This is a genomic window from Streptomyces sp. NPDC002788 (assembly GCF_053592115.1).
This window is the reverse complement of record NZ_JBSFVB010000004.1, coordinates 13,791-32,327: the sequence shown is the minus strand read 5'-3', so window position 1 is coordinate 32,327 and position 18,537 is coordinate 13,791. Positions and strand designations below refer to the sequence as shown.

The following is an 18,537-nucleotide window of genomic DNA, read 5'->3' as shown; positions in this document are numbered from 1 at the left end:
CATGAGCGTCATCGCGGGCACCGGGACGGCCGAGGAGACCACGGGCCCGATACGCCCACCCCACCGGGCCCACGGCTTCCTGAGCCGGGTACCCCAGGGCTTCGCGGTCCTCTTCGGCGTCCTCGGCCTGCTCTGCGCCCTGCTGGCCGTCATCCCGCCGCTGCGCACGGGACTGCGCCCCCTCGTCCGTTTCCTGGACCTGCTGCTCGTCCCCGTCAGCGCCAACCTCGCCTACGCGGTCTTCCTGTTCCTGCTCGCCGCGGCGACCGCCGCCCGCAAGAAGATCGCCTGGTGGCTGGTCGTCGTCTACCTGGGTCTGCTGGTCCTCACCGACATCCTCGGCATGGCCGTCGGCGAGTTCGCCGAGTCCGTGCCCTCCTTCGTGGTGTGTGGCCTCGCCCTCGCCCTGCTGATCGTCGCCCGCCGCGAGTTCTACGCCGCCTCCCGCCGCGCGGCCGTACGCCGGGCCCTCGCCGTCCTCGTCGCCGGTCTGATCGTGGCGATCCTGGTCGGCTGGGCCCTGGTCGAGGCGTTCCCGGGCAGCCTGCCCAGCGGCGAGCGCCCGGCATGGGCCGCGAACCGGGTCCTGGGCGGCCTCGTACCCGCCGGCAGCTTCGACGGCCGCCCGCCGCACGCCCTGTTCTTCCTGCTCGGCCTGTTCGGCGCGCTCGCCCTGCTGAACGCCGCCGCCGCCCTGTTCCGCTCCCAGCGCCTGGAAGCCGCCCTGCACGACGACGAGGAGGCCCGCATCCGCGCCCTCCTCGCCCGCTACGGCGACCAGGATTCCCTCGGCTACTTCGCCACCCGCCGCGACAAGGCCGTCGTCTTCTCACCCAGCGGCAAGGCCGCCGTCACCTACCGCGTCGAGGCCGGCGTGTGCCTGGCCAGCGGCGACCCGGTGGGCGACCGTGAGGCCTGGCCGCACGCGATCGCCGCCTGGCAGGACGTGGCCCGCCGCTACGCCTGGGTCCCGGCCGTGATGGGCGCCTCCGAAGACGGCGCCCGGGCCTTCGTGCGCGCCGGGCTCGGCGCCCTCCAACTCGGCGACGAGGCGATCCTGCACGTCCTCGACTTCGACCTCGACGGCCGCGACATGCGCGTCACCCGTCAGGCCGTCAACCGCGTCCGCCGCCTCGGCGTCACCTGCCGGGTCCGAAGGCACTCCACCCTCACCGAGGAGGAGATGCGGCAGATCGTCGAACGGGCCGACGCCTGGCGCGACACCGAGACCGAGCGCGGCTTCTCCATGGCCCTGGACCGCCTCGGCGACCCGGCCGACGGTGACTGCCTCCTCGCCGAGGCCCACGACCAGGACGGCCGCCTCCTCGCCCTCCAGTCCTTCGTGCCCTGGGGGAGGGACGGCGTCTCCCTGGACCTGATGCGCCGTGACCGCACCGCCCCCAACGGCGTCATGGAGTTCATGATCGCCGAACTGTGCGCCGCCGCCCCGAAACTGGGCGTGCGCAAGGTCTCGCTGAACTTCGCCGTGTTCCGCTCGGTGTTCGAGGAGGGCGCCCGCATCGGCGCCGGACCGGTGCTCCGCCTCTGGCGCCGCCTGCTGCTGTTCTTCTCCAAATGGTGGCAACTGGAGGCCCTGTACCGCTCCAACGCCAAGTATCGCCCCGAGTGGTACCCCCGCTTCCTCTGCTACGGAGAGGCCGCGTCCCTCGCCCGGGTCGGTCTCGCCTCCGGCATCGCCGAGGGCTTCGTCTCCGTACCGTCGATGCGCAAGTTGTGGGGAAAGGGGCACCCGAAGGGCGGACAGCGGCCCGCCACCACGGAGGGGCTGCCGTCGTTGGCGGCGCTCGGCCTCGCCGGAGGGGACGGGACCGAGCCCGCCGACCCCCTCTCCGGTCTGTCCGACCAGGTCCGCGTCCGGCACCACAAGCTCGACCGGCTGCGCGCCGACGGCACCGACCCCTACCCGGTGGGCGTCCCGGCCCGCACCCACACCCTGGCAGGCATCGAACAGGGCGAGGAGGTCACCGTCGCCGGCCGGATCATGCTCGTCCGCGACTTCGGCGGCATCGTCTTCGTCGTCCTGCGCGACTGGTCCGGCGACCACCAAGTCGCCCTCACCCGCGACCGCTCGGGCCCGGCCCTGGACCGCTTCACCGCCGACACCGACATCGGCGACCACATCACCGCCACCGGCCGCGCGGGCCGCAGCGACCAGGGCGAACCGACCGTGTTCGTCACCTCCTGGCAGCTCACCGGCAAGTGCCTGCGCCCACTGCCCGACAAACGCCGGGGCCTGGCCGACCCCGAGGCGAAGATCCGCCGCCGCTACCTCGACCTGGTCGTGAGCCGAGACGCCCGCGAGGTCGTCCGCGCCCGCTCCACGGCCGTCCAGGCCCTGCGCCAGGGCCTGCTGGAGCGCGGCTACCTCGAAGTCGAGACACCGATGCTCCAGCAGATCCACGGCGGCGCCAACGCCCGCCCCTTCACCACCCACATCAACGCCTACGACCTCGACCTCTATCTGCGTATCGCCCCCGAGCTGTACCTGAAGCGGCTTTGCGTCGGCGGCCTGGAGAAGGTCTTCGAAATGGGCCGCACCTTCCGCAACGAGGGCGTCTCCTACAAGCACAACCCCGAGTTCACCATGCTGGAGGCCTACCAGGCCTTCGCCGACTACGACGTGATGCTCGACCTCGTCCGCGAACTCGTCCAGGGCGCCGCGACCGCCGCCTTCGGCAGGCCCGTCGCCCACAAGGACGGCACCGAGTACGACATCTCCGGGCAGTGGCCCGTCAAGACCGTCTACGGCGCCATCAGCGAGGCCCTCGGCGAGGAGGTCCACCCGGGCACGGACATCGAGGCCCTCAAGCGCCTGTGCGACGGCGCCGGCGTGCCGTACGTCGCCGACGACGGCCACGGCGACATCGTCCTGGAGATGTACGAGCGGCTGGTGGAGGAGCGGACCCGGCTGCCCACCTTCTACAAGGACTTCCCGACCGACGTCTCCCCGCTCACCCGGCAGCACCGCACCGACCCGCGCCTCGCCGAACGCTGGGACCTCGTCGCCTTCGGCACCGAACTCGGCACCGCCTACTCGGAGCTCACCGACCCCGTCGAGCAGCGCCGCCGCCTCACCGCCCAGTCGCTGCTCGCCGCCGGGGGAGACCCCGAGGCGATGGAACTCGACGAGGACTTCCTCGAGGCCCTCGAATACGCCATGCCGCCCACCGGCGGCCTCGGCATCGGCGTCGACCGCCTGGTCATGTTCCTCACCGGGCTGACGATCCGCGAGACCCTGCCCTTCCCCCTGGTGCGCCGCCGCTGACCCGTCTGCATGGGCCGATCGGGTGAATCCGTGCCGCCGCACCGGTGTTGCTCAGGTGCGTCGGCCTTCCGCCGGGCGACTGATGAGTCATGAAGAAGGATCAGTTGCTCTCCCGGCTGCTCACCCGGCGCCGGGCGTTGATCGCGGGCGCCGGAGCCATGGGAGCGGCCGCGACGGCCGGAGTGCTCACGGCGGTCACCGGGGACGCACCCACCGGCACCGTCCCGGCGTCGGGCCCGCAGGCCCGCCGCCCGCTCGCGTCCTCCGCGTACCGCCTCCAGCCCCTGACCGGCTTCGGCCCGCCGCGCGCCGCGCCCCACCGGACCCTGGTTCGCCGTGAACCGCTGCTGCGCGTGTCCGGACGCGGCCGCACCATGGTGCTGACCTTCGACGACGGCCCCGACCCCCGCTACACCCCGGACATCCTGGACACCCTGGCCGAGTACGACGTGCGCGCGATGTTCTTCGTGTGCGGCGAGATGGTCGCCGGCAGCAAGGACCTGCTGGCCCGGATGGCCGACGAGGGCCATGTCGTCGGGAACCACACCTGGTCCCACCCGCTGCTGACCCGCCTCACCCGCCGGCAGATCCGCTCCGAGATGGAACGCACCAGCGACGTCATCGAGGACGCCTACGGGGAACGCCCCGAGTGGTTCCGCGCCCCCTACGGCGCCTGGAACCGCGCCGCCTTCCAGCTCGGCGCGGAACTCGGCATGGAACCGCTCGCCTGGACGCTCGACACCCTCGACTGGACCACGCCCGGTACCCGGTCCATCGTGAACCGGGTGGAGAACGGCGCCGCCCCCGGCGTCGTGGTGCTCTCCCACGACGCCGGGGGCGACCGTTCGCAGAGTGTGCGCGCCCTGCGGCGCTATCTGCCCGAACTGCTGGACTCCGGTTACCACGTCACCGTGCCCCGGCGGCACTACACGTGAGGAACGCCGTCAGGTTTTCGCCCGCCCGGCCGGGAGTGCTCAGCGCACCTCGACCATGCGGGCGAAAGCCACGACGTTGCCCGCGTAGCCCTCCTGCTCGGAGAAACCGCCACCGCAGGTGATGACCCGCAGCTCCGCCGCGCCCTTGGACGCGTAGACGCGGTCGCCGGGGAAGTTGTCCTTCTCGAACACCTCGAGGCCGTAGATCTCGAACACGGCGGTCTTCCCGTCCTGCCGGTCGACCTCGACGCGATTGCCCTTCTTCAGGGCCCCGAGGCCGTAGAACACGGCGGGGCCCTGCTGGTTGTCGACATGGCCGACGACGACCGCGGTGCCCTTCTCGCCGGGGGTGACGGCACCGGTGAACCAGCCGGCGAGGTTGGGGTCCTCGGGCGGCGGCGCGCCGACCCAGCCGTCCGCGTCCAGGCCCACGGGGATGATCGGCGCGTCGACCTGGATGCCCGGGATCCTGACCCGCGCCGGGGGCGCGTAGGACAGGGGTTTCACGGTCCCGGCGAAGGTGGCGCCGGGCACCCGGCTGTCCGCGGCGGCCGCCGTCGCCGGCTGCGGCGGGCCTTGGTCGAACTCCCCCGAACCATTCCGGATGAGCGCGAGGCCGGTCAGCAGAACAAGCGCTATCACGCCCCACGGGGCGCGCTTCTTCCGCCGTGCCTCCTCTTCCGCCTCGGCCAGCTCGGACGCAGACATTCGCCATCCCCTCTCGACGCGGCCGTCGCCGTGTCAATCGCGCATAGCAGAACGCTAAGCGCCGCGCAGGAAACCGGCGACGGGGCGGGGGCGAACGGGTGGCCCAGGGCTGTGAGGAGCGGACCGGCGCCCAGAGGTGCGCCATCCGAGTTGCCGCCGCGAGGAATTTTCTGACGGTCCGTGGCCTGCGGTGATGTCCGATTGTGCGGTTCTCCGAAGGTGCCTTCTCTCACCAGGACGGACCATTCCCGAAATGCGGCTCGGGGCAAGGTAACTGACTGTCTTTCTGGGAGGCGCTTTCTCGCCGATCGACCGGGGAACGGGTCCCGGGGCGTCTTCCCCGGAGGTTCACATGCGTAACACTCGTGCCCTGGCGGTCGCCGGCGCAGCGGTCGCCGCCCTCGGCCTGTCAGCCCCCGCGGCGGTCGCGTGGGACACACCCAGCAACATCGTCGCCCTGCCCAGCGTCATCGCCCGCGGCGGTCAGCTGACCATCACGGTCGACGGCTGCCGCCACGGCGGCTCGGCGACGTCCAACGCGTTCTCGCCGACCAGGCTCTCGCCCGTCCGCGGCGCGAACGAGACAGCGAGGGGCACCGCCACCATCAACAGCAACGCCCGCCCGGGGTCGTACGACATCACGGTCACCTGCAACGGCAGGACCCTGACCAAGCCGCAGGCCTTCACCGTCATCGGCGGTGTCCGCGGCGGTATCGGCGGCAGCAGCACCACCGGTGCGACGCCGACCGACATGGCCATCGGCGGCGGTCTGGTGGCCGCGGCGGTCGTCGGCGGCGGCGTGTTCTGGATGCGCCGCCGGGCCGAGCGGCGCATCTGACGCCTCGCTGTCCGCTTCTTCTTCTACGAGCCTCGCACGTGAACGGTCTTGGCCCCGGCCCCCTCGTGGAGGGGATCCGGGGCGAAGGCCTGCGGGGCGCGGGGTGCGTTCAGCCGGCGTCCTCGTCGGTGCGGCGGCGCGAGAAGTGATAGGCGGCGCCGAGCGATCCGGCGATGAGCGCGGCGCCGAGACCGATCTCCTTGAGATCGAACCCGGCGATGGTGCCGCCCTCACCCGCGTGCACACCCTTCGGGTGGCGGGGGTGGTGCGTCGGGTGGTGGTGGGTGGGGTGGTGCGTCGGGTGGCCGCCGGCGATCGTCAGGCGGGCTGTGCCGCTCGACTCGTCACAGACGAACTCCACGTCGTACACGGCGCCGGGCTTGGCGTCCCAGTCGACCACGGCCTTCGCCCATGACTCCCCCGGCGGGATGATGACCAGGTCGAAGACCTTTGAGTTGACCGCTGCCTCCCCCCGGCAGGCCTCGTTGCGGTCCACGCGCAACATGACCCGACCGCCTGCCGGGACCGTCGACGGTTCGACGCCGAAGCGGAAGTCGTGCCGGCTCGCCGCATCGGCGGCGGGTACGCAGGAGGTGAGGGCGCCGGCGCCCAGCAGTACGGCCGAAGCGACGCATATCGCGCGCATGGTGAATCCTCCGGGTCCCCGAGGAGCAGCCGCGGACCTGTTCCGCTTGCGTCACAAATGCACCTCGATACCCGAAACGCTAAGAAGGTACGCGTGGGGGCGCGATCGCAGTCGCGCGAATGGGGCACATGTGTGGGCCGACCGGGGGAACTCCGCTGCTGCGGACGGGTGACGGCGACGGTGTGTCGCGCGTCCCCCGGCCCGGATCCGTGGTGCGGGGGCGTCAGTCCCCGACCCCTGGGAAGAGGTTCAGGAACGGGTCCGCCGACGCGGTCACGCCCCTGCTGTAGGGCGAGTCGAAGTCCCAGATCAGGAACAGCAGGAAGGCGATCAGCGCGGAGAACAGCCCGGCCAGGACCAGCTCGCGTGTCGTTCTGCGGATCTGCAGAGCGAAGATCATCCCGATGGTGATGACGGCTCCGGCCATCAGCCCGAACCACACCACGCCCGGCATGGTCTCCCCGGTCGACTCGGCCCGGGCGATCCGGGCCTGGCTCGCCGCGGTCACCTGGTCGAGGAGCGGCTGATAGGCCTGGGCCTGGAAATCCGTCTTCGGCTCGTAGTCCGTGACGTCCTGGCGGATCCGCTCGAAGAGCTCGCCGCCACGCTCGGTGACCTCACCCTTGTCGGCCATGGTGTCCCACTCGGTGGTGACGACGTGGCTGACATACGTCCGGATGTCGTCCCGGATGCGGTCGCGTGCGTCGGCCGGGTAGACGCGTACCCGCTCCGAGATCTCGTGCAGCGCGGTGGCCTCGGCCTGGACGTGGTCCTGGGCGGCGCTGCGCCCCTCCCAGACACCGGCGATCGCCAGGCCCAGGACGATGGCGTACACCACGCCGATCCACATCGTCATGTACTCGATGACGTCAGGGGTCTCGCTGGGGTCCTCGTCCTCGGGCGCCCTGCGGTGCCGCACGAGGGTGATGACGACCACCACGGCGCAGGCAGCCAGCATCGCGAGGGTGAGAGCAAGCCATTCCGGCAAGAGGTGCCTCCAGAAATTAAGGATCAGCGCGCGCGCAGCGCGGCGACGGCGACCACCGCGGGCACCGTGACGAGCAGGACGAAGGTGAGCGGCGACAGCGCGCCGCCCGACGGTCGTGGCCGTGGCGGCGCGGCGCGGTACCGCGGGTAGTGCACGGGCGCCGCCGACGGAGGGGGTGCGGGCGTGGCCGACGGAGCCGGGGCCGGCGCCGGGGGTGCAGGCGGTGGCGGTACGGGTCTGGGGGCCGGCCGGGGTGGCGACGGCGTCGCCGGCCGGGGCGCGGGTGGAGGGGGCGGCTCCGGCTTCGCCGTCGGCTTCGGAGGCGGGGGCGATGGCGGTGGCGGTGGCTTCGGCGAAGGCGGTGGCGGCGGGTCCGGGCTCGGCGTCGGGGTCGGCGACGGAGTCGGAGTCGGCTTCGGTGGCGGTGGCGTCGGGGTCGGCTTCGGTGGCGGTGGCGTCGGGGTCGGTGTGGGGGTGGGGGTCGGTGTGGGCGTCGGGCACGGCCAGGTCCTGCTGCCGGCGATCGCCACCGCCTCGATGCCGTCCGGCCCCGTCGAGGCGTACGCGCAGGCGTCGGCCACGGCCGTGCCGGCCGGTGCGCCGACGAGTGTCCAGGTCAGCGTCGCCACCGCCAAGACCCGTGCGGCAAGGGCGGGTTGAATCGAGAGGGGTGCATGCACGACGAAGATCATGCGACCTATGGTGCCGCGACGTGCCGGAGCGCAAGGGGATTGCCCCGAAAGAGGGAAATCTGGATGCGGCCGGTTTGATCGGCGGTACCCCGCAGGGTGTCCGAAGCGCACGTGTGTGCGGTGGTGAGCGGCGCTCGTCACGGACTCCGGAAAGAAATTTGGCCGCCGGTTGAACACTTCCGCTGCCCCCGTGCGTACTCATGGCCGTGCGGCGGCGCAGCAGGGCGCTGCAACACCCTTGCGAATATGGGGAGTTGACGATGAAGACCTCCTGGCGGAGCGCCTCACTCGTGGCGAGCGCCGCGGCGGTCCTGGCGCTGACGACGGCGTGCGGCCAGGACAGCCCACCGGCGGCCAGCCAGAACGTGGGCGCAACGGCCGCGCCCGGGGACTACGGAAGCATCGGCTCCGGCATCGGGAACACCGCGGGCGGCACCGCGAGCGGACAGCCGGCCGCACCGAGCCCTTCCAGCCCGTCCATTCCCGCGGGCAAGCTGTCCGTCTCCACGGCCGACGAGATCGGCAAGGTGGTCACCGACAGTCTCGGCCTCACCCTGTACCGGTTCGACCAGGACGCGGACCAGCCGCCCAAGTCGAACTGCGACGGCGACTGCGCCAAGACCTGGCCGCCGGTTCCGGCGGACGACGCCGAGGCCGGCGAGGGCATCGACAAGTCGCTGCTCGGCTCGGTCACCCGCGCCGACGGCACCAAGCAGCTCACCGTCGGCGGCTGGCCGGCCTACCGTTACGCCAAGGACGTCAACGCCGGTGACGTCAAGGGGCAGGGCGTGGGCGGCAAGTGGTACGCGCTCGCCCCCGATGGCAAGAAGGCGCAGGGGGGCGCGGTCGGCGAGACCGATTTGGCCGGACTGTCCACCCGCAACGACCCCGAGCTCGGCGAGATCGTCGTCGACAAGAACGGCATGACCGTCTACCGGTTCATGAAGGACGAGGCCTGGCCGAAGCCCGTCTCCAACTGCACCGGTGAGTGCCTCGCGAAGTGGCCCCTCGTGGAGCCCGTCGACTTCAACGACACCAAGGGCATTCAGAAGAAGGGCTACATGATCTTCGACCGGACCGACGGCAAGGGCGCGCAGCAGACGATCAACTGCTCGCCGATCTACACCTTCGCCGGCGACAAGGCGCCCGGCGACACCAACGGCCAGGGCGTCGGCGGCACCTGGTACGCGGTCCGGCCCGACGGAAAGCCGGTCGGCGCCCCGGAGAAGTAGGGAAGCCTCCCCGGGCTCGATCAGCTCGTCCATCCCCAAGCGCCGACCCGGTCCGCCCCTCCGTGCCCCCACGGAGGGGCGGACCGCTTTGCCGTGCTTCACCTGAACTCATCGAAATTCCTGACATCTTCCCCGTCCGAACCGGCACTCTCCGGGATGCCCCGGGCACGGTTCGTCATATGTTCGACGGGCATGCGGGCGGGTATCAATTCGGCACGTGCCGCAGGCAGTGACCGAGAACGGATGGTCAATTTCCGTTTCGGGTCGCTCCGTTGGCGGGCGATCAGTAGCCTCTGCTCGAACACCGGATCGCCTACGCCTTGGAGAGATAGATGGAGCGTCCCGCCTGGGCCCCGCGGAGCATCGACATCTCGGTGCCCAGCGTCTCCCGGATGTACGACTACTACCTGGGCGGATCGCACAACTTCGAGGTCGACCGGGAAGCGGCCCGCAGGGCCATGGAGTTCATGCCGGGACTCCCCAAGATCATGCAGGCCAATCGCGCGTTCATGCGCCGCGCCGTGCGCTACGCGGCCGACCAGGGCATCGGCCAGTTCCTGGACGTCGGCTCCGGCATCCCCACCTTCGGCAACGTGCACGAGGTGGCCCAGGCCGCCCGCCCCGGCGCGCGCGTGGTGTACGTCGACCACGACCCGGTGGCCGTGGCGCACAGCGAGGCGGTCCTGGAGGGCAACGACGACGCGGCCGTCGTCGCCGCGGATCTGCTCAAACCCCAGGAGATCCTGCGCAGTCCCGAGGTGGAGCGGCTGATCGACGTGAATCAGCCAGTGGCGCTGCTCCTCGTTGCCATACTGCACTTCGTGCAGGACGAGGACGACCCGTACGGGGCGGTGCGCGAGCTGGGCGAGGCGCTCGCGCCCGGCAGCCTGCTCGTGCTCACCCACGCCTCCTACGAGGGGATCCCCCTGCCGCCGGAGCGGGCCGGGGGCGCGGTGGCCGTGTACGAGGACATCCGCAACCCGCTGATCATGCGCTCGCGCGAGGAGATCGCGCGGTTCTTCGAGGGGTACGACATGGTGGAACCCGGACTGGTGGCGATGCCGCGCTGGCGGCCCGACACCGCACCGGAGGACGAGGATCCGTACGCGTTCTCCGGGTTCGCGGGCGTGGGGCGTACGGCGTGACCGCGGAACCGGACGGGCCGGAGGACAGACTCCGCCGGTTCGCGACGATCTGGAGCCGGGCGGTCTTCCCGGTGACCTCGACGTCGGCGACCCGGCCCGAGTTGGAGGCGCAACTGCTGCCGCTGGCCCGAACGTTGAGCCAGGCCCTGGTGGCCCGGGCCTTCGACTCCGAGGCGGGGAAGGCCGTCGGTGCCGCCCTCGTGTCCGCGCACTGCACCGACCCCGAGGCGCTCAGCCGCAGCCTGGACTGCGTGGACGCCTACCTCGTCCTGTACTGCGGCGGCGACGGAGACCAGGAGGGCCTGCGGGCCCGCTGCGCGCGACTGCAGCACGCGATGGCCGCCGGCTTCGCGCGGGCGCTGCACGAGCGGACCCTGGCCGAGCAGGAGTCCATCGCCCAGGCCGCCCTGCAGGCGCAGGGCGTGGTGGCGCAGGCCCTGCACGCGAGCGAGGCGCGTTTCCGCGCCGTCTTCGAGGGCGCGGCCATAGGCATCGGCATGGCCGACCTCGAGGGCAACATCCTGCAGGTCAACGGCGCGCTGACGCGCATGTTCGGGGTCTCAGAGCAGACGCTGCGCAGCCGCAACGTCATGGAGTGGACCCACCCCGACGACGCCCCGCAGACCTGGCGGCTCTACGACGAACTCGTCCGCGGCGAGCGGGAGCACTACCACCTGGAGAAGGCGTTCTACCGCCCCGACGGAACCGTCCTGTGGACCAACCTGACGGTCTCCCTGCTGCGCGACGCAGACGGCAACCCGCAGTACCAGCTCGCCCTCATGGAGGACACGACCGAGCGGCGGCTGCTCAACCTGCGGCTGCGCTACGAGGCGACCCACGACGCGCTGACCGGGCTGCCGAACCGCACCTTCTTCTTCGAGCGCCTGGAGAAGGCACTGAGCGCCGGGGAAGGCCAGCGGTTCGGGCTCTGCTACCTCGACCTCGACGGCTTCAAGACCATCAACGACAGCCTCGGGCACGCGGCCGGCGACCGACTGCTCGTGGAGGTCGCCGACCGGTTGCAGTCCTGCGCCACCGCGCCCGGCGAGATGGTCGCGCGGCTGGGCGGCGACGAGTTCGTGGCACTGACCACCGGCCCCGACACCCAGCACCAGGTCGACGAGCTCGCAGCGCGCATCATGAACGCGCTGCTCGCGCCGATCAGCGTCGACGGCAGGGAGCTGACCGTGCGCGGCAGCATCGGCATCGTCGAGGGCCCGGCCGGGGAGCGCAGCCCCGCGGAGGTGCTGCGCAGCGCGGACATCACCATGTACCGGGCCAAGTCGCTGGGCGGCAACCGCTTCGAACTGGCCGACGCGGAGGCCGATGCCCGGGCCATCACCCGGCACGGACTGACCACGGCGCTGCCGACGGCGCTGGAGCGGGGCGAGTTCTTCATCGAGTACCAGCCGCTGGTGCATCTCGGTGACGGCAGTGTGCGGGGGGCGGAGGCGCTGGTGCGCTGGCTGCACCCGCAGCACGGGATACTCGGGCCGGACCGGTTCATTCCGCTCGCCGAGCACACCGGGCTCATCGTGCCGTTGGGGCGCTGGGTGCTGGAGCAGTCCGTACGGCAGGCGCGCGAGTGGCGGGAGCTGTACGGGGGTGTGGAGGCGGGTCCGCTGCGGATCAACGTGAACCTGTCGCCGTGCCAGCTGACGCATCCCGGGCTGGTTCAGGACACGGTCGACATCCTGGAGCGGACGGGGGTCGCACCGGACGCGTTGTGCCTGGAGGTCACGGAGTCGGCGCTGATCGGGGCGGACGACGATCTGCTGAAACCGCTGCGGCGGCTGGCGGAGATGGGCGTCGACATCGCCCTGGACGACTTCGGGACGGGGTACTCCAACCTGGCCAACCTGCGGCGGCTGCCGGTCAGCATCCTGAAGCTGGACCGGTCCTTCACGCAGAGCATGCAGCAGTTCCCGGCGGATCCCGTCGACCTCAAGATCGTCGAGGGGATCGTGTCTCTGGCGCACAGCCTGGATCTCGCGGTGACGGTCGAGGGCGTGGAGACCGGAGCGCAGGCCGAGCAGTTGCGGATACTCGGGTGTGACACGGCTCAGGGCTGGTACTACGCCAGACCGGGCCCGCCGGACCGTCTGCATGAACTGGCGCTGGTGGACGCCACGGGCTGACCCCCTCGCTGACCGCTGCGCGGCGCCGGGTCAGGTACCCAGCCCGCGCAGCAGCAGCGCGAGACCGCCCAGGAACACTCGGTCGGCACTGACCGTCCGGGCGTGGCGGGCAGTCTCGGTCATGTGCGGAAAGGCGTCGGGCGGCAGCTCGGTGATGGCGAGCGTGCCCTCGCCGGACAGAGGCCCGAGGTGTTCCAGCTGGATGGCGCCGATGACGTACCCGAGCAGGCCACGCAGTGCGACCACCCGCCGGTCGTCGTCGAACCCCGCCTCCGCGAGCACGCCGAGCACGGACTCCGACCAGCGCAGCCCGGCAAGGGACCGGTGCCGGTGGGCGACGGTCAGGGGCAGCATCCGCGGGTGGGCGACCACGGCGTCGCGCAGCCGCCGCACCAGCACCTCGATGCGCTCCTGCCAGGGCGCCTCGGGGCCGGGCGGCTCGGTGTCCACGGTGCCGAGCACGAGATCGACGACGAGTCGTTCCAGCTCCTCCCGGTCGTCCACGTACCGGTAGAGCGCCATCGTGCTCATACCGAGTTCCTTCGCGACCGAGCGCATGGACAGCCCGTTGAGCCCGTCGCGGTCGATCACGGCGAGGGCGGCCGAGGCCAGCTGGGCGTGGCTGAGTGAGCGGGGGCGTGGCATGACGACGTTCAGCGTACGCCATACGCCTCTTGTTAGGCGTACGGTATACGCCTACCCTTCGTAGGAGTACGCCGTACACCTACGAAGGAGCGCCCATGCTCATGCGCAGGCCCGCGCGGCCCATACGGCCCGGCTCCACCGTCACCGAACGCCACCTCGTCGCCGTCTCCGGCGACCTCGTCGCCGTCCCCGATCCCGAGCGCCTCGTCCACCTCCAGTTCCGGCGGTTCGCCGGGTGCCCGGTGTGCCATCTGCACCTGCGGTCGGTGGTCCGCAGGCACGCGGAGATCGAGACCGCCGGCATCCGCGAGGTCGTGGTCTTCCACTCGCCCGCCGAGGAGCTGCGCCGGCACACCGCCGACCTGCCCTTCGCGGTCGTCGCCGACCCCGACAAGCGGCTGTACGTCGAGTTCGGCGTCGAGTCGGCCCCCCGGGCGCTGCTCAGCCCGCGTGCCTGGGGGCCGGTCGTCCGGGCGGTGCTGCGGGGCGGGTGGGAGGTCCTCCGCGGCCGCGAGCGGCTCCCCGCGACCAGCCAGCCCGGCGGCCGGCTCGGCCTGCCCGCCGACTTCCTCATCGGCCCCGGCGGCCGGATCCTCGCCGCCAAGTACGGCGAGCACGTCTCCGACCAGTGGCCGGTCGACGAGCTCCTGCGCCTGGCGTCCTGCGACCGGCCGACCGCGGACGACCCCTCGGCGCGGTAGCCGCAGCCGTACGCCGGCTCCCGCGGGCGACGGCCCGCCACGGGCACCTCACCGCTCCAGCAGCATCCGCTGCAACTCCCGCGCCGCCCGAGGCGGAGCCACGTCGCTGCGGTGGGCCAGGGCGATGGTCCGGTGCAGTCCGGGCCGGGCCAGCGGAGTCACCCGCAGCCCGCGCCCGGATTTCGCCGCCACCATGCGCGGTACGACGGCCACACCCAGTCCGGCCCGGACGAATCCCAGTACCGCGTCCATCTCCCCGCCCTCCACCGCGAAGTCCGGCTCGAAGCCCTCGGCGCGGCACGCGGCGACCGTCAGTTCGCGCAGGTCGTATCCGTGGCGGAACATCACCAGGCGTTCTCCCTCCAGGTCGGCGACGCGTACCGCTCTCCTGCCCCGGCCGGGTCTCGGGGCGTCCGGGGAGGAGACCACGACGAGGTCCTCGCGCAGCAGCTCCACCGTGGTCAGAGCGGGGGAGGGCGTCGGCAGGGGCAGGACCACCAGTGCCAGGTCCAGGGCGCCGCGGGCCAGCTCACGCACCAGGTCGTGCGAGCCGCTCTCCTCGATCAGCAGCCGGATGCCGGGATAGCGGTCGTGGAAGGCGCGCAGGACGTCCGGGAGCAGGCCCGTGCAGAGGCTGGGCGTGGCTCCGAGCCTGACCCGGCCGCGTCGTAGCTGCACCAGTTCCTGCACCTCGTGCCGTGCGGTGTCCGTGTCGGCCAGGATGCGGCGGGCCAGTGGGAGGAGCGCCTCGCCCGCGTCCGTCAGCGTGATGTTGCCCCGGGCGCGCAGGAACAGGTCCGCGCCCAGCTCCCGCTCCAGCGCCTTGATCTGCTGCGACAGCGACGGCTGCGCGACATGGACGAGGTCGGCGGCCCGGGTGAAGTGCCGGGTCTCGGCGACGGCCACGAAGTACTGGAGCTGATGGAACTGCATGGACGCAGAATAGGCTGACCCTATCGAATCCAGCCGGACCATGTCTTGGACCGATCCCGGCCTCCGCGCCTAGCGTGCTGTTCCATGGCACTGGCAACGCGGACGGACCGGCGGCCGTCCTTCGCACGCACCGTGTGGGACTCCACCGTCGGCAAGAAGACCGTGATGGCGGTCAGCGGTCTGATCATGCTGCTGTACCTGATCGCCCACATGATCGGGAATTTGAAGATCTTCTTCGGGGCCGGCGAGTTCGACCACTACGCCCACTGGCTGCGCACCGTCGGCGAGCCGTTCATGCACTACGAGTGGACGCTCTGGCTGATCCGCGTCGTGCTCGTGGTCGCCGTCGCCGCCCACGCCGTGTCCGCGTACCAGCTCAGCCGCCGCGACATCAGGGCACGGCCGAGCAAGTACGTGCACAAGAAGCCGCGTGCCGGTTACGCGACCCGCACCATGCGGTGGGGCGGGATCATCCTCGGGCTGTTCATCGTCTGGCACATCCTCGACCTGACGACCGGCACCGTGCACCCCGGCTTCCGGCCCGGCCATCCGTACCAGAACGTCGTGGACACCTTCTCCACCTGGTACGGCAACGTCATCTACATCGTCGCGATGCTGGCGCTCGGCCTGCACGTCCGGCACGGCTTGTGGAGCGCCGCCCAGACCCTCGGCGTCGGCAGCCGCAGCCGCGACCGCGCCCTGAAGACCGTCGCCAATGTCCTCGCGCTGCTGCTCACGGCCGGTTTCATCGCCGTCCCCGTGGGCGTCATGACCGGAGTGGTGAGCTGAAGATGACTTCCTACGCCGACTACGCGACCGGAGAGCCGGTCGTCGACACCAAGGCCCCGTCCGGACCGATCAACGAGCGATGGGACAAGCGCCGCTTCGAGGCGAAGCTGGTCAACCCCGCCAACCGGCGCAAGCACACCGTCATCGTCGTCGGCACCGGACTCGCCGGCGGTTCCGCCGGGGCGACCCTCGCCGAACAGGGCTACCACGTCGTCCAGTTCTGCTACCAGGATTCCCCACGACGCGCCCACTCCATCGCCGCGCAGGGCGGCATCAACGCCGCGAAGAACTACCGCAACGACGGCGACTCCGTCCACCGGCTGTTCTACGACACCGTCAAGGGCGGCGACTTCCGGGCCCGCGAGTCCAACGTGCACCGGCTGGCACAGATCTCCGTCGAGATCATCGACCAGTGCGTGGCCCAGGGCGTGCCGTTCGCCCGGGAGTACGGCGGGCTGCTCGACACCCGGTCGTTCGGCGGGGTGCAGGTGTCGCGGACCTTCTACGCCCGCGGCCAGACGGGGCAGCAGCTCCTCCTCGGCGCCTACCAGGCCCTCAGCCGGCAGATCGCCGCCGGGAACGTCGAGATGCGTCCGCGGACCGAGATGCTCGACCTGATCGTCGTTGACGGGCGGGCGCGCGGGATCGTGGCCAGGGATCTCGTCACCGGCAGGATCGACACGTACTTCGCGGACGCCGTCGTGCTCGCCTCCGGCGGCTACGGCAACGTCTTCTACCTGTCGACCAACGCAATGAACTCCAACGCCACCGCCGTCTGGCGGGCCCACCGGCGCGGCGCGTACTTCGCCAACCCCTGCTTCACCCAGATCCATCCCACCTGCATCCCGCGCACCGGCGACCACCAGTCCAAACTGACGCTGATGAGCGAGTCGCTGCGCAACGACGGCCGCATCTGGGTGCCGAAGGCCAAGGGAGACCAGCGCCCTCCGAACGAGATCCCCGAGGACGAGCGCGACCACTACCTGGAGCGCGTCTACCCCTCCTTCGGCAACCTCGTGCCGCGTGACATCGCCTCCCGCGCCGCGAAGAACGTCTGCGACGAGGGGCGGGGCGTCGGCCCCGGCGGGCAGGGCGTGTACCTCGACTTCGCCGACGCCATCCGGCGGATGGGCCGCGAGGCCGTGGAGGCCAAGTACGGCAATCTCTTCGACATGTACCAGCGGATCACCGACGAGGACCCGTACCGGGTGCCCATGCGGATCTACCCCGCCGTGCACTACACGATGGGCGGCCTGTGGGTCGACTACGACCTCCAGACCACGATCCCCGGGCTGTTCGCGATCGGCGAGGCCAACTTCTCCGACCACGGGGCCAACCGGCTCGGTGCCTCGGCCCTGATGCAGGGGCTTGCTGACGGTTACTTCGTGCTCCCCGCGACCATCAACGACTACCTGGCCCGCACCCCGCACCACGACGAGGTGAGCGACGACCACCCCGTCGTCCAGGAGGTGCTGGCCGAGACGCAGGACCGGCTCAACCTGCTGCTGTCGGTCGACGGTGACCGCACCCCCGACTCCTTCCACCGCGAGGTCGGTGAACTCATGTGGGAGTTCTGCGGCATGGCCCGCACCGACTCGGGGCTGCGCAAGGCGCTGGAACGCATCCCGCAGATCCGTGAGGAGTTCTGGCGGCGCATCAAGGTGCCCGGCACCGGCGAGGAGTTCAACCAGTCGCTGGAGAAGGCCAACCGCATCGTCGACTACCTGGAGCTGGCCGAGCTGATGTGCCTCGACGCGCTGCACCGCGAGGAGTCCTGCGGCGGCCACTTCCGTGAGGAGTCCCAGACGCCGGACGGCGAGGCCGCCCGCAGGGACGAGGAGTTCGCGTACGCGGCCGCCTGGGAGTTCACCGGCACCGGCGAGGCTCCGGTCCTGCACAGGGAAGACCTGGTCTTCGAGTACGTCCACCCCACCCAGCGGAGCTACGCATGAGGCTCACCCTGCGCGTCTGGCGGCAGAAGAACGCCGACGCCGACGGCACGATGTCCACGTACGAGGTGGACGGGATCTCGCCCGACATGTCCTTCCTGGAGATGCTCGACACGCTCAACGAGGAGCTCATCCTGCGGGGTGAGGATCCGGTGGCGTTCGACCACGACTGCCGCGAGGGGATCTGCGGGGCGTGTTCGCTGGTCATCAACGGCGATGCGCACGGTCCTGAGCGAACGACCACGTGTCAGCTGCACATGCGGTCGTTCGAGGACGGCGACACGATCGATGTGGAGCCGTGGCGGGCGTCCGCGTTCCCCGTGATCAAGGATCTGGTCGTGGACCGGTCCGCGTTCGACCGGATCATCCAGGCCGGTGGGTACATCACCGCTCCGACGGGTGCGGCTCCCGAGGCGCATGCGACGCCGGTGCCGAAGCCGGATGCCGACTTCGCCTTCGAGCACGCCGAGTGCATCGGGTGCGGGGCATGTGTGGCGGCTTGCCCCAACGGGGCGGCGATGCTGTTCACGTCCGCCAAGATCAACCATTTGAACGTGCTGCCGCAGGGGGCGCCCGAGCGGGAGACCCGTGTGCTGGACATGGTGGAGCAGATGGACGAGGAAGGGTTCGGAGGGTGCACCCTCGCCGGGGAGTGCGCCACCGCCTGTCCCAAGGGGATTCCGCTGATGTCCATCACCAGCATGAACAAGGAGTGGTTGCGGGCTGCTCGGAGGGCGGGCAAGCGGTAGTGCCGGGCGGGGGCGTGGGGCTGGTCGCGCAGTTCCCGCGCCTTCGACGAGGCGTTGCACTCCTGGCATTCAACCTCCTGGCATCCGCTCTCCTGGCACAGGTCACGCGGTCGTCAGTCGGCATGGGCACAACAGTGAGCGGCGGCACCGCTCGCCGCCTCCG

General features: G+C 71.1%; 16 protein-coding genes. 11 read left to right on the top strand and 5 right to left on the bottom strand.

Annotated elements, in window-relative coordinates:
• Position 1: 1 nt before the first annotated feature.
• Positions 2–3,286 carry a bifunctional lysylphosphatidylglycerol synthetase/lysine--tRNA ligase LysX gene (gene lysX, locus ACWD1U_RS09195; protein ID WP_451105855.1) on the top strand — a complete coding sequence of 1,095 codons (3,285 nt, stop codon included), beginning with the start codon at positions 2–4 and terminating at the stop codon, positions 3,284–3,286.
• An 89-nt stretch (positions 3,287–3,375) separates the two neighbouring features.
• Complete coding sequence (locus ACWD1U_RS09190) at positions 3,376–4,221, top strand: polysaccharide deacetylase family protein (RefSeq protein ID WP_451105853.1); 846 nt, start codon at positions 3,376–3,378, stop codon at positions 4,219–4,221.
• Between the two features lie 39 nt (positions 4,222–4,260).
• On the opposite strand, the gene ACWD1U_RS09185 is transcribed toward ACWD1U_RS09190, so the two are convergent.
• On the bottom strand, positions 4,261–4,929 hold the full coding sequence (locus ACWD1U_RS09185) for a class F sortase (RefSeq protein ID WP_451105851.1): 669 nt from the start codon (positions 4,927–4,929) through the stop codon (positions 4,261–4,263).
• Between the two features lie 352 nt (positions 4,930–5,281).
• Here ACWD1U_RS09185 and ACWD1U_RS09180 point away from each other — a divergent pair, with 352 nt between their 5' ends.
• Positions 5,282–5,767: a hypothetical protein gene (locus ACWD1U_RS09180; RefSeq protein WP_451105849.1), complete on the top strand. Its 486-nt coding sequence runs from the start codon at positions 5,282–5,284 to the stop codon at positions 5,765–5,767.
• Between the two features lie 109 nt (positions 5,768–5,876).
• Here ACWD1U_RS09180 and ACWD1U_RS09175 read toward each other — a convergent pair whose 3' ends face one another.
• Together ACWD1U_RS09175 and ACWD1U_RS09170 are read right to left on the bottom strand one after the other, a co-directional pair.
• Positions 5,877–6,413, bottom strand: coding sequence for a hypothetical protein (locus ACWD1U_RS09175; protein ID WP_451105847.1), 537 nt, complete (start codon positions 6,411–6,413; stop codon positions 5,877–5,879).
• Between the two features lie 223 nt (positions 6,414–6,636).
• Positions 6,637–7,371, bottom strand: a complete 735-nt coding sequence (locus ACWD1U_RS09170) for a bestrophin-like domain (protein WP_451106405.1) — start codon at positions 7,369–7,371, stop codon at positions 6,637–6,639.
• A gap of 516 nt (positions 7,372–7,887) precedes the next feature.
• Between ACWD1U_RS09170 and ACWD1U_RS09165 the strand changes: the two genes are divergently transcribed.
• From ACWD1U_RS09165 to ACWD1U_RS09150, 4 genes are all read left to right on the top strand, one after another.
• Entirely contained in the window at positions 7,888–8,061 is a 174-nt protein-coding gene (locus ACWD1U_RS09165) for a hypothetical protein (protein WP_451105845.1), read from the top strand.
• Between the two features lie 292 nt (positions 8,062–8,353).
• Entirely contained in the window at positions 8,354–9,325 is a 972-nt protein-coding gene (locus ACWD1U_RS09160) for an SCO0930 family lipoprotein (protein WP_451105843.1), read from the top strand.
• Positions 9,326–9,657: 332 nt separating this feature from the next.
• On the top strand, positions 9,658–10,470 hold the full coding sequence (locus ACWD1U_RS09155) for an SAM-dependent methyltransferase (RefSeq protein ID WP_451105841.1): 813 nt from the start codon (positions 9,658–9,660) through the stop codon (positions 10,468–10,470).
• Positions 10,467–12,608, top strand: a complete 2,142-nt coding sequence (locus ACWD1U_RS09150) for a putative bifunctional diguanylate cyclase/phosphodiesterase (protein WP_451105839.1) — start codon at positions 10,467–10,469, stop codon at positions 12,606–12,608. The genes ACWD1U_RS09155 and ACWD1U_RS09150 overlap by 4 nt, the downstream gene beginning before the upstream one ends.
• 30 nt (positions 12,609–12,638) lie before the next feature.
• Here ACWD1U_RS09150 and ACWD1U_RS09145 read toward each other — a convergent pair whose 3' ends face one another.
• Positions 12,639–13,253, bottom strand: coding sequence for a TetR/AcrR family transcriptional regulator (locus tag ACWD1U_RS09145; protein WP_451105837.1), 615 nt, complete (start codon positions 13,251–13,253; stop codon positions 12,639–12,641).
• A gap of 95 nt (positions 13,254–13,348) precedes the next feature.
• Here ACWD1U_RS09145 and ACWD1U_RS09140 point away from each other — a divergent pair, with 95 nt between their 5' ends.
• On the top strand, positions 13,349–13,954 hold the full coding sequence (locus ACWD1U_RS09140) for a peroxiredoxin-like family protein (RefSeq protein WP_451105835.1): 606 nt from the start codon (positions 13,349–13,351) through the stop codon (positions 13,952–13,954).
• A 48-nt stretch (positions 13,955–14,002) separates the two neighbouring features.
• Here the strand turns inward: ACWD1U_RS09140 and ACWD1U_RS09135 are convergent, their stop codons facing one another.
• Positions 14,003–14,887 (bottom strand): LysR family transcriptional regulator, encoded by an 885-nt coding sequence (locus ACWD1U_RS09135; RefSeq protein ID WP_451105833.1) that lies wholly within the window; start codon positions 14,885–14,887, stop codon positions 14,003–14,005.
• Between the two features lie 84 nt (positions 14,888–14,971).
• On the opposite strand from ACWD1U_RS09135, the gene ACWD1U_RS09130 reads away from it, so the two are divergent.
• The 3 genes from ACWD1U_RS09130 to ACWD1U_RS09120 are packed head-to-tail and all read left to right on the top strand — an operon-like array spanning position 14,972 to position 18,374.
• Positions 14,972–15,676 carry a succinate dehydrogenase gene (locus ACWD1U_RS09130; protein ID WP_451105831.1) on the top strand — a complete coding sequence of 235 codons (705 nt, stop codon included), beginning with the start codon at positions 14,972–14,974 and terminating at the stop codon, positions 15,674–15,676.
• Positions 15,677–15,678: 2 nt separating this feature from the next.
• On the top strand, positions 15,679–17,628 hold the full coding sequence (locus ACWD1U_RS09125) for a fumarate reductase/succinate dehydrogenase flavoprotein subunit (RefSeq protein ID WP_451105830.1): 1,950 nt from the start codon (positions 15,679–15,681) through the stop codon (positions 17,626–17,628).
• Positions 17,625–18,374 carry a succinate dehydrogenase/fumarate reductase iron-sulfur subunit gene (locus ACWD1U_RS09120; protein ID WP_451105829.1) on the top strand — a complete coding sequence of 250 codons (750 nt, stop codon included), beginning with the start codon at positions 17,625–17,627 and terminating at the stop codon, positions 18,372–18,374. Before ACWD1U_RS09125 ends, ACWD1U_RS09120 begins: the two co-directional genes overlap by 4 nt.
• Positions 18,375–18,537: the final 163 nt, after the last annotated feature.

Coding starts and splice junctions, on each gene's coding strand:
- ACWD1U_RS09170 (WP_451106405.1), bottom strand. CDS start 7,371: ATGCTGGCTGCCTGCGCCGTGGTGGTCGTCATCACCCTCGTGCGGCAC.
- ACWD1U_RS09125 (WP_451105830.1), top strand. CDS start 15,679: ATGACTTCCTACGCCGACTACGCGACCGGAGAGCCGGTCGTCGACACC.
- ACWD1U_RS09145 (WP_451105837.1), bottom strand. CDS start 13,253: ATGCCACGCCCCCGCTCACTCAGCCACGCCCAGCTGGCCTCGGCCGCC.
- ACWD1U_RS09190 (WP_451105853.1), top strand. CDS start 3,376: ATGAAGAAGGATCAGTTGCTCTCCCGGCTGCTCACCCGGCGCCGGGCG.
- ACWD1U_RS09175 (WP_451105847.1), bottom strand. CDS start 6,413: ATGCGCGCGATATGCGTCGCTTCGGCCGTACTGCTGGGCGCCGGCGCC.
- ACWD1U_RS09120 (WP_451105829.1), top strand. CDS start 17,625: ATGAGGCTCACCCTGCGCGTCTGGCGGCAGAAGAACGCCGACGCCGAC.
- ACWD1U_RS09180 (WP_451105849.1), top strand. CDS start 5,282: ATGCGTAACACTCGTGCCCTGGCGGTCGCCGGCGCAGCGGTCGCCGCC.
- ACWD1U_RS09140 (WP_451105835.1), top strand. CDS start 13,349: ATGCTCATGCGCAGGCCCGCGCGGCCCATACGGCCCGGCTCCACCGTC.
- ACWD1U_RS09130 (WP_451105831.1), top strand. CDS start 14,972: ATGGCACTGGCAACGCGGACGGACCGGCGGCCGTCCTTCGCACGCACC.
- ACWD1U_RS09135 (WP_451105833.1), bottom strand. CDS start 14,887: ATGCAGTTCCATCAGCTCCAGTACTTCGTGGCCGTCGCCGAGACCCGG.
- ACWD1U_RS09160 (WP_451105843.1), top strand. CDS start 8,354: ATGAAGACCTCCTGGCGGAGCGCCTCACTCGTGGCGAGCGCCGCGGCG.
- lysX (WP_451105855.1), top strand. CDS start 2: ATGAGCGTCATCGCGGGCACCGGGACGGCCGAGGAGACCACGGGCCCG.
- ACWD1U_RS09185 (WP_451105851.1), bottom strand. CDS start 4,929: ATGTCTGCGTCCGAGCTGGCCGAGGCGGAAGAGGAGGCACGGCGGAAG.
- ACWD1U_RS09155 (WP_451105841.1), top strand. CDS start 9,658: ATGGAGCGTCCCGCCTGGGCCCCGCGGAGCATCGACATCTCGGTGCCC.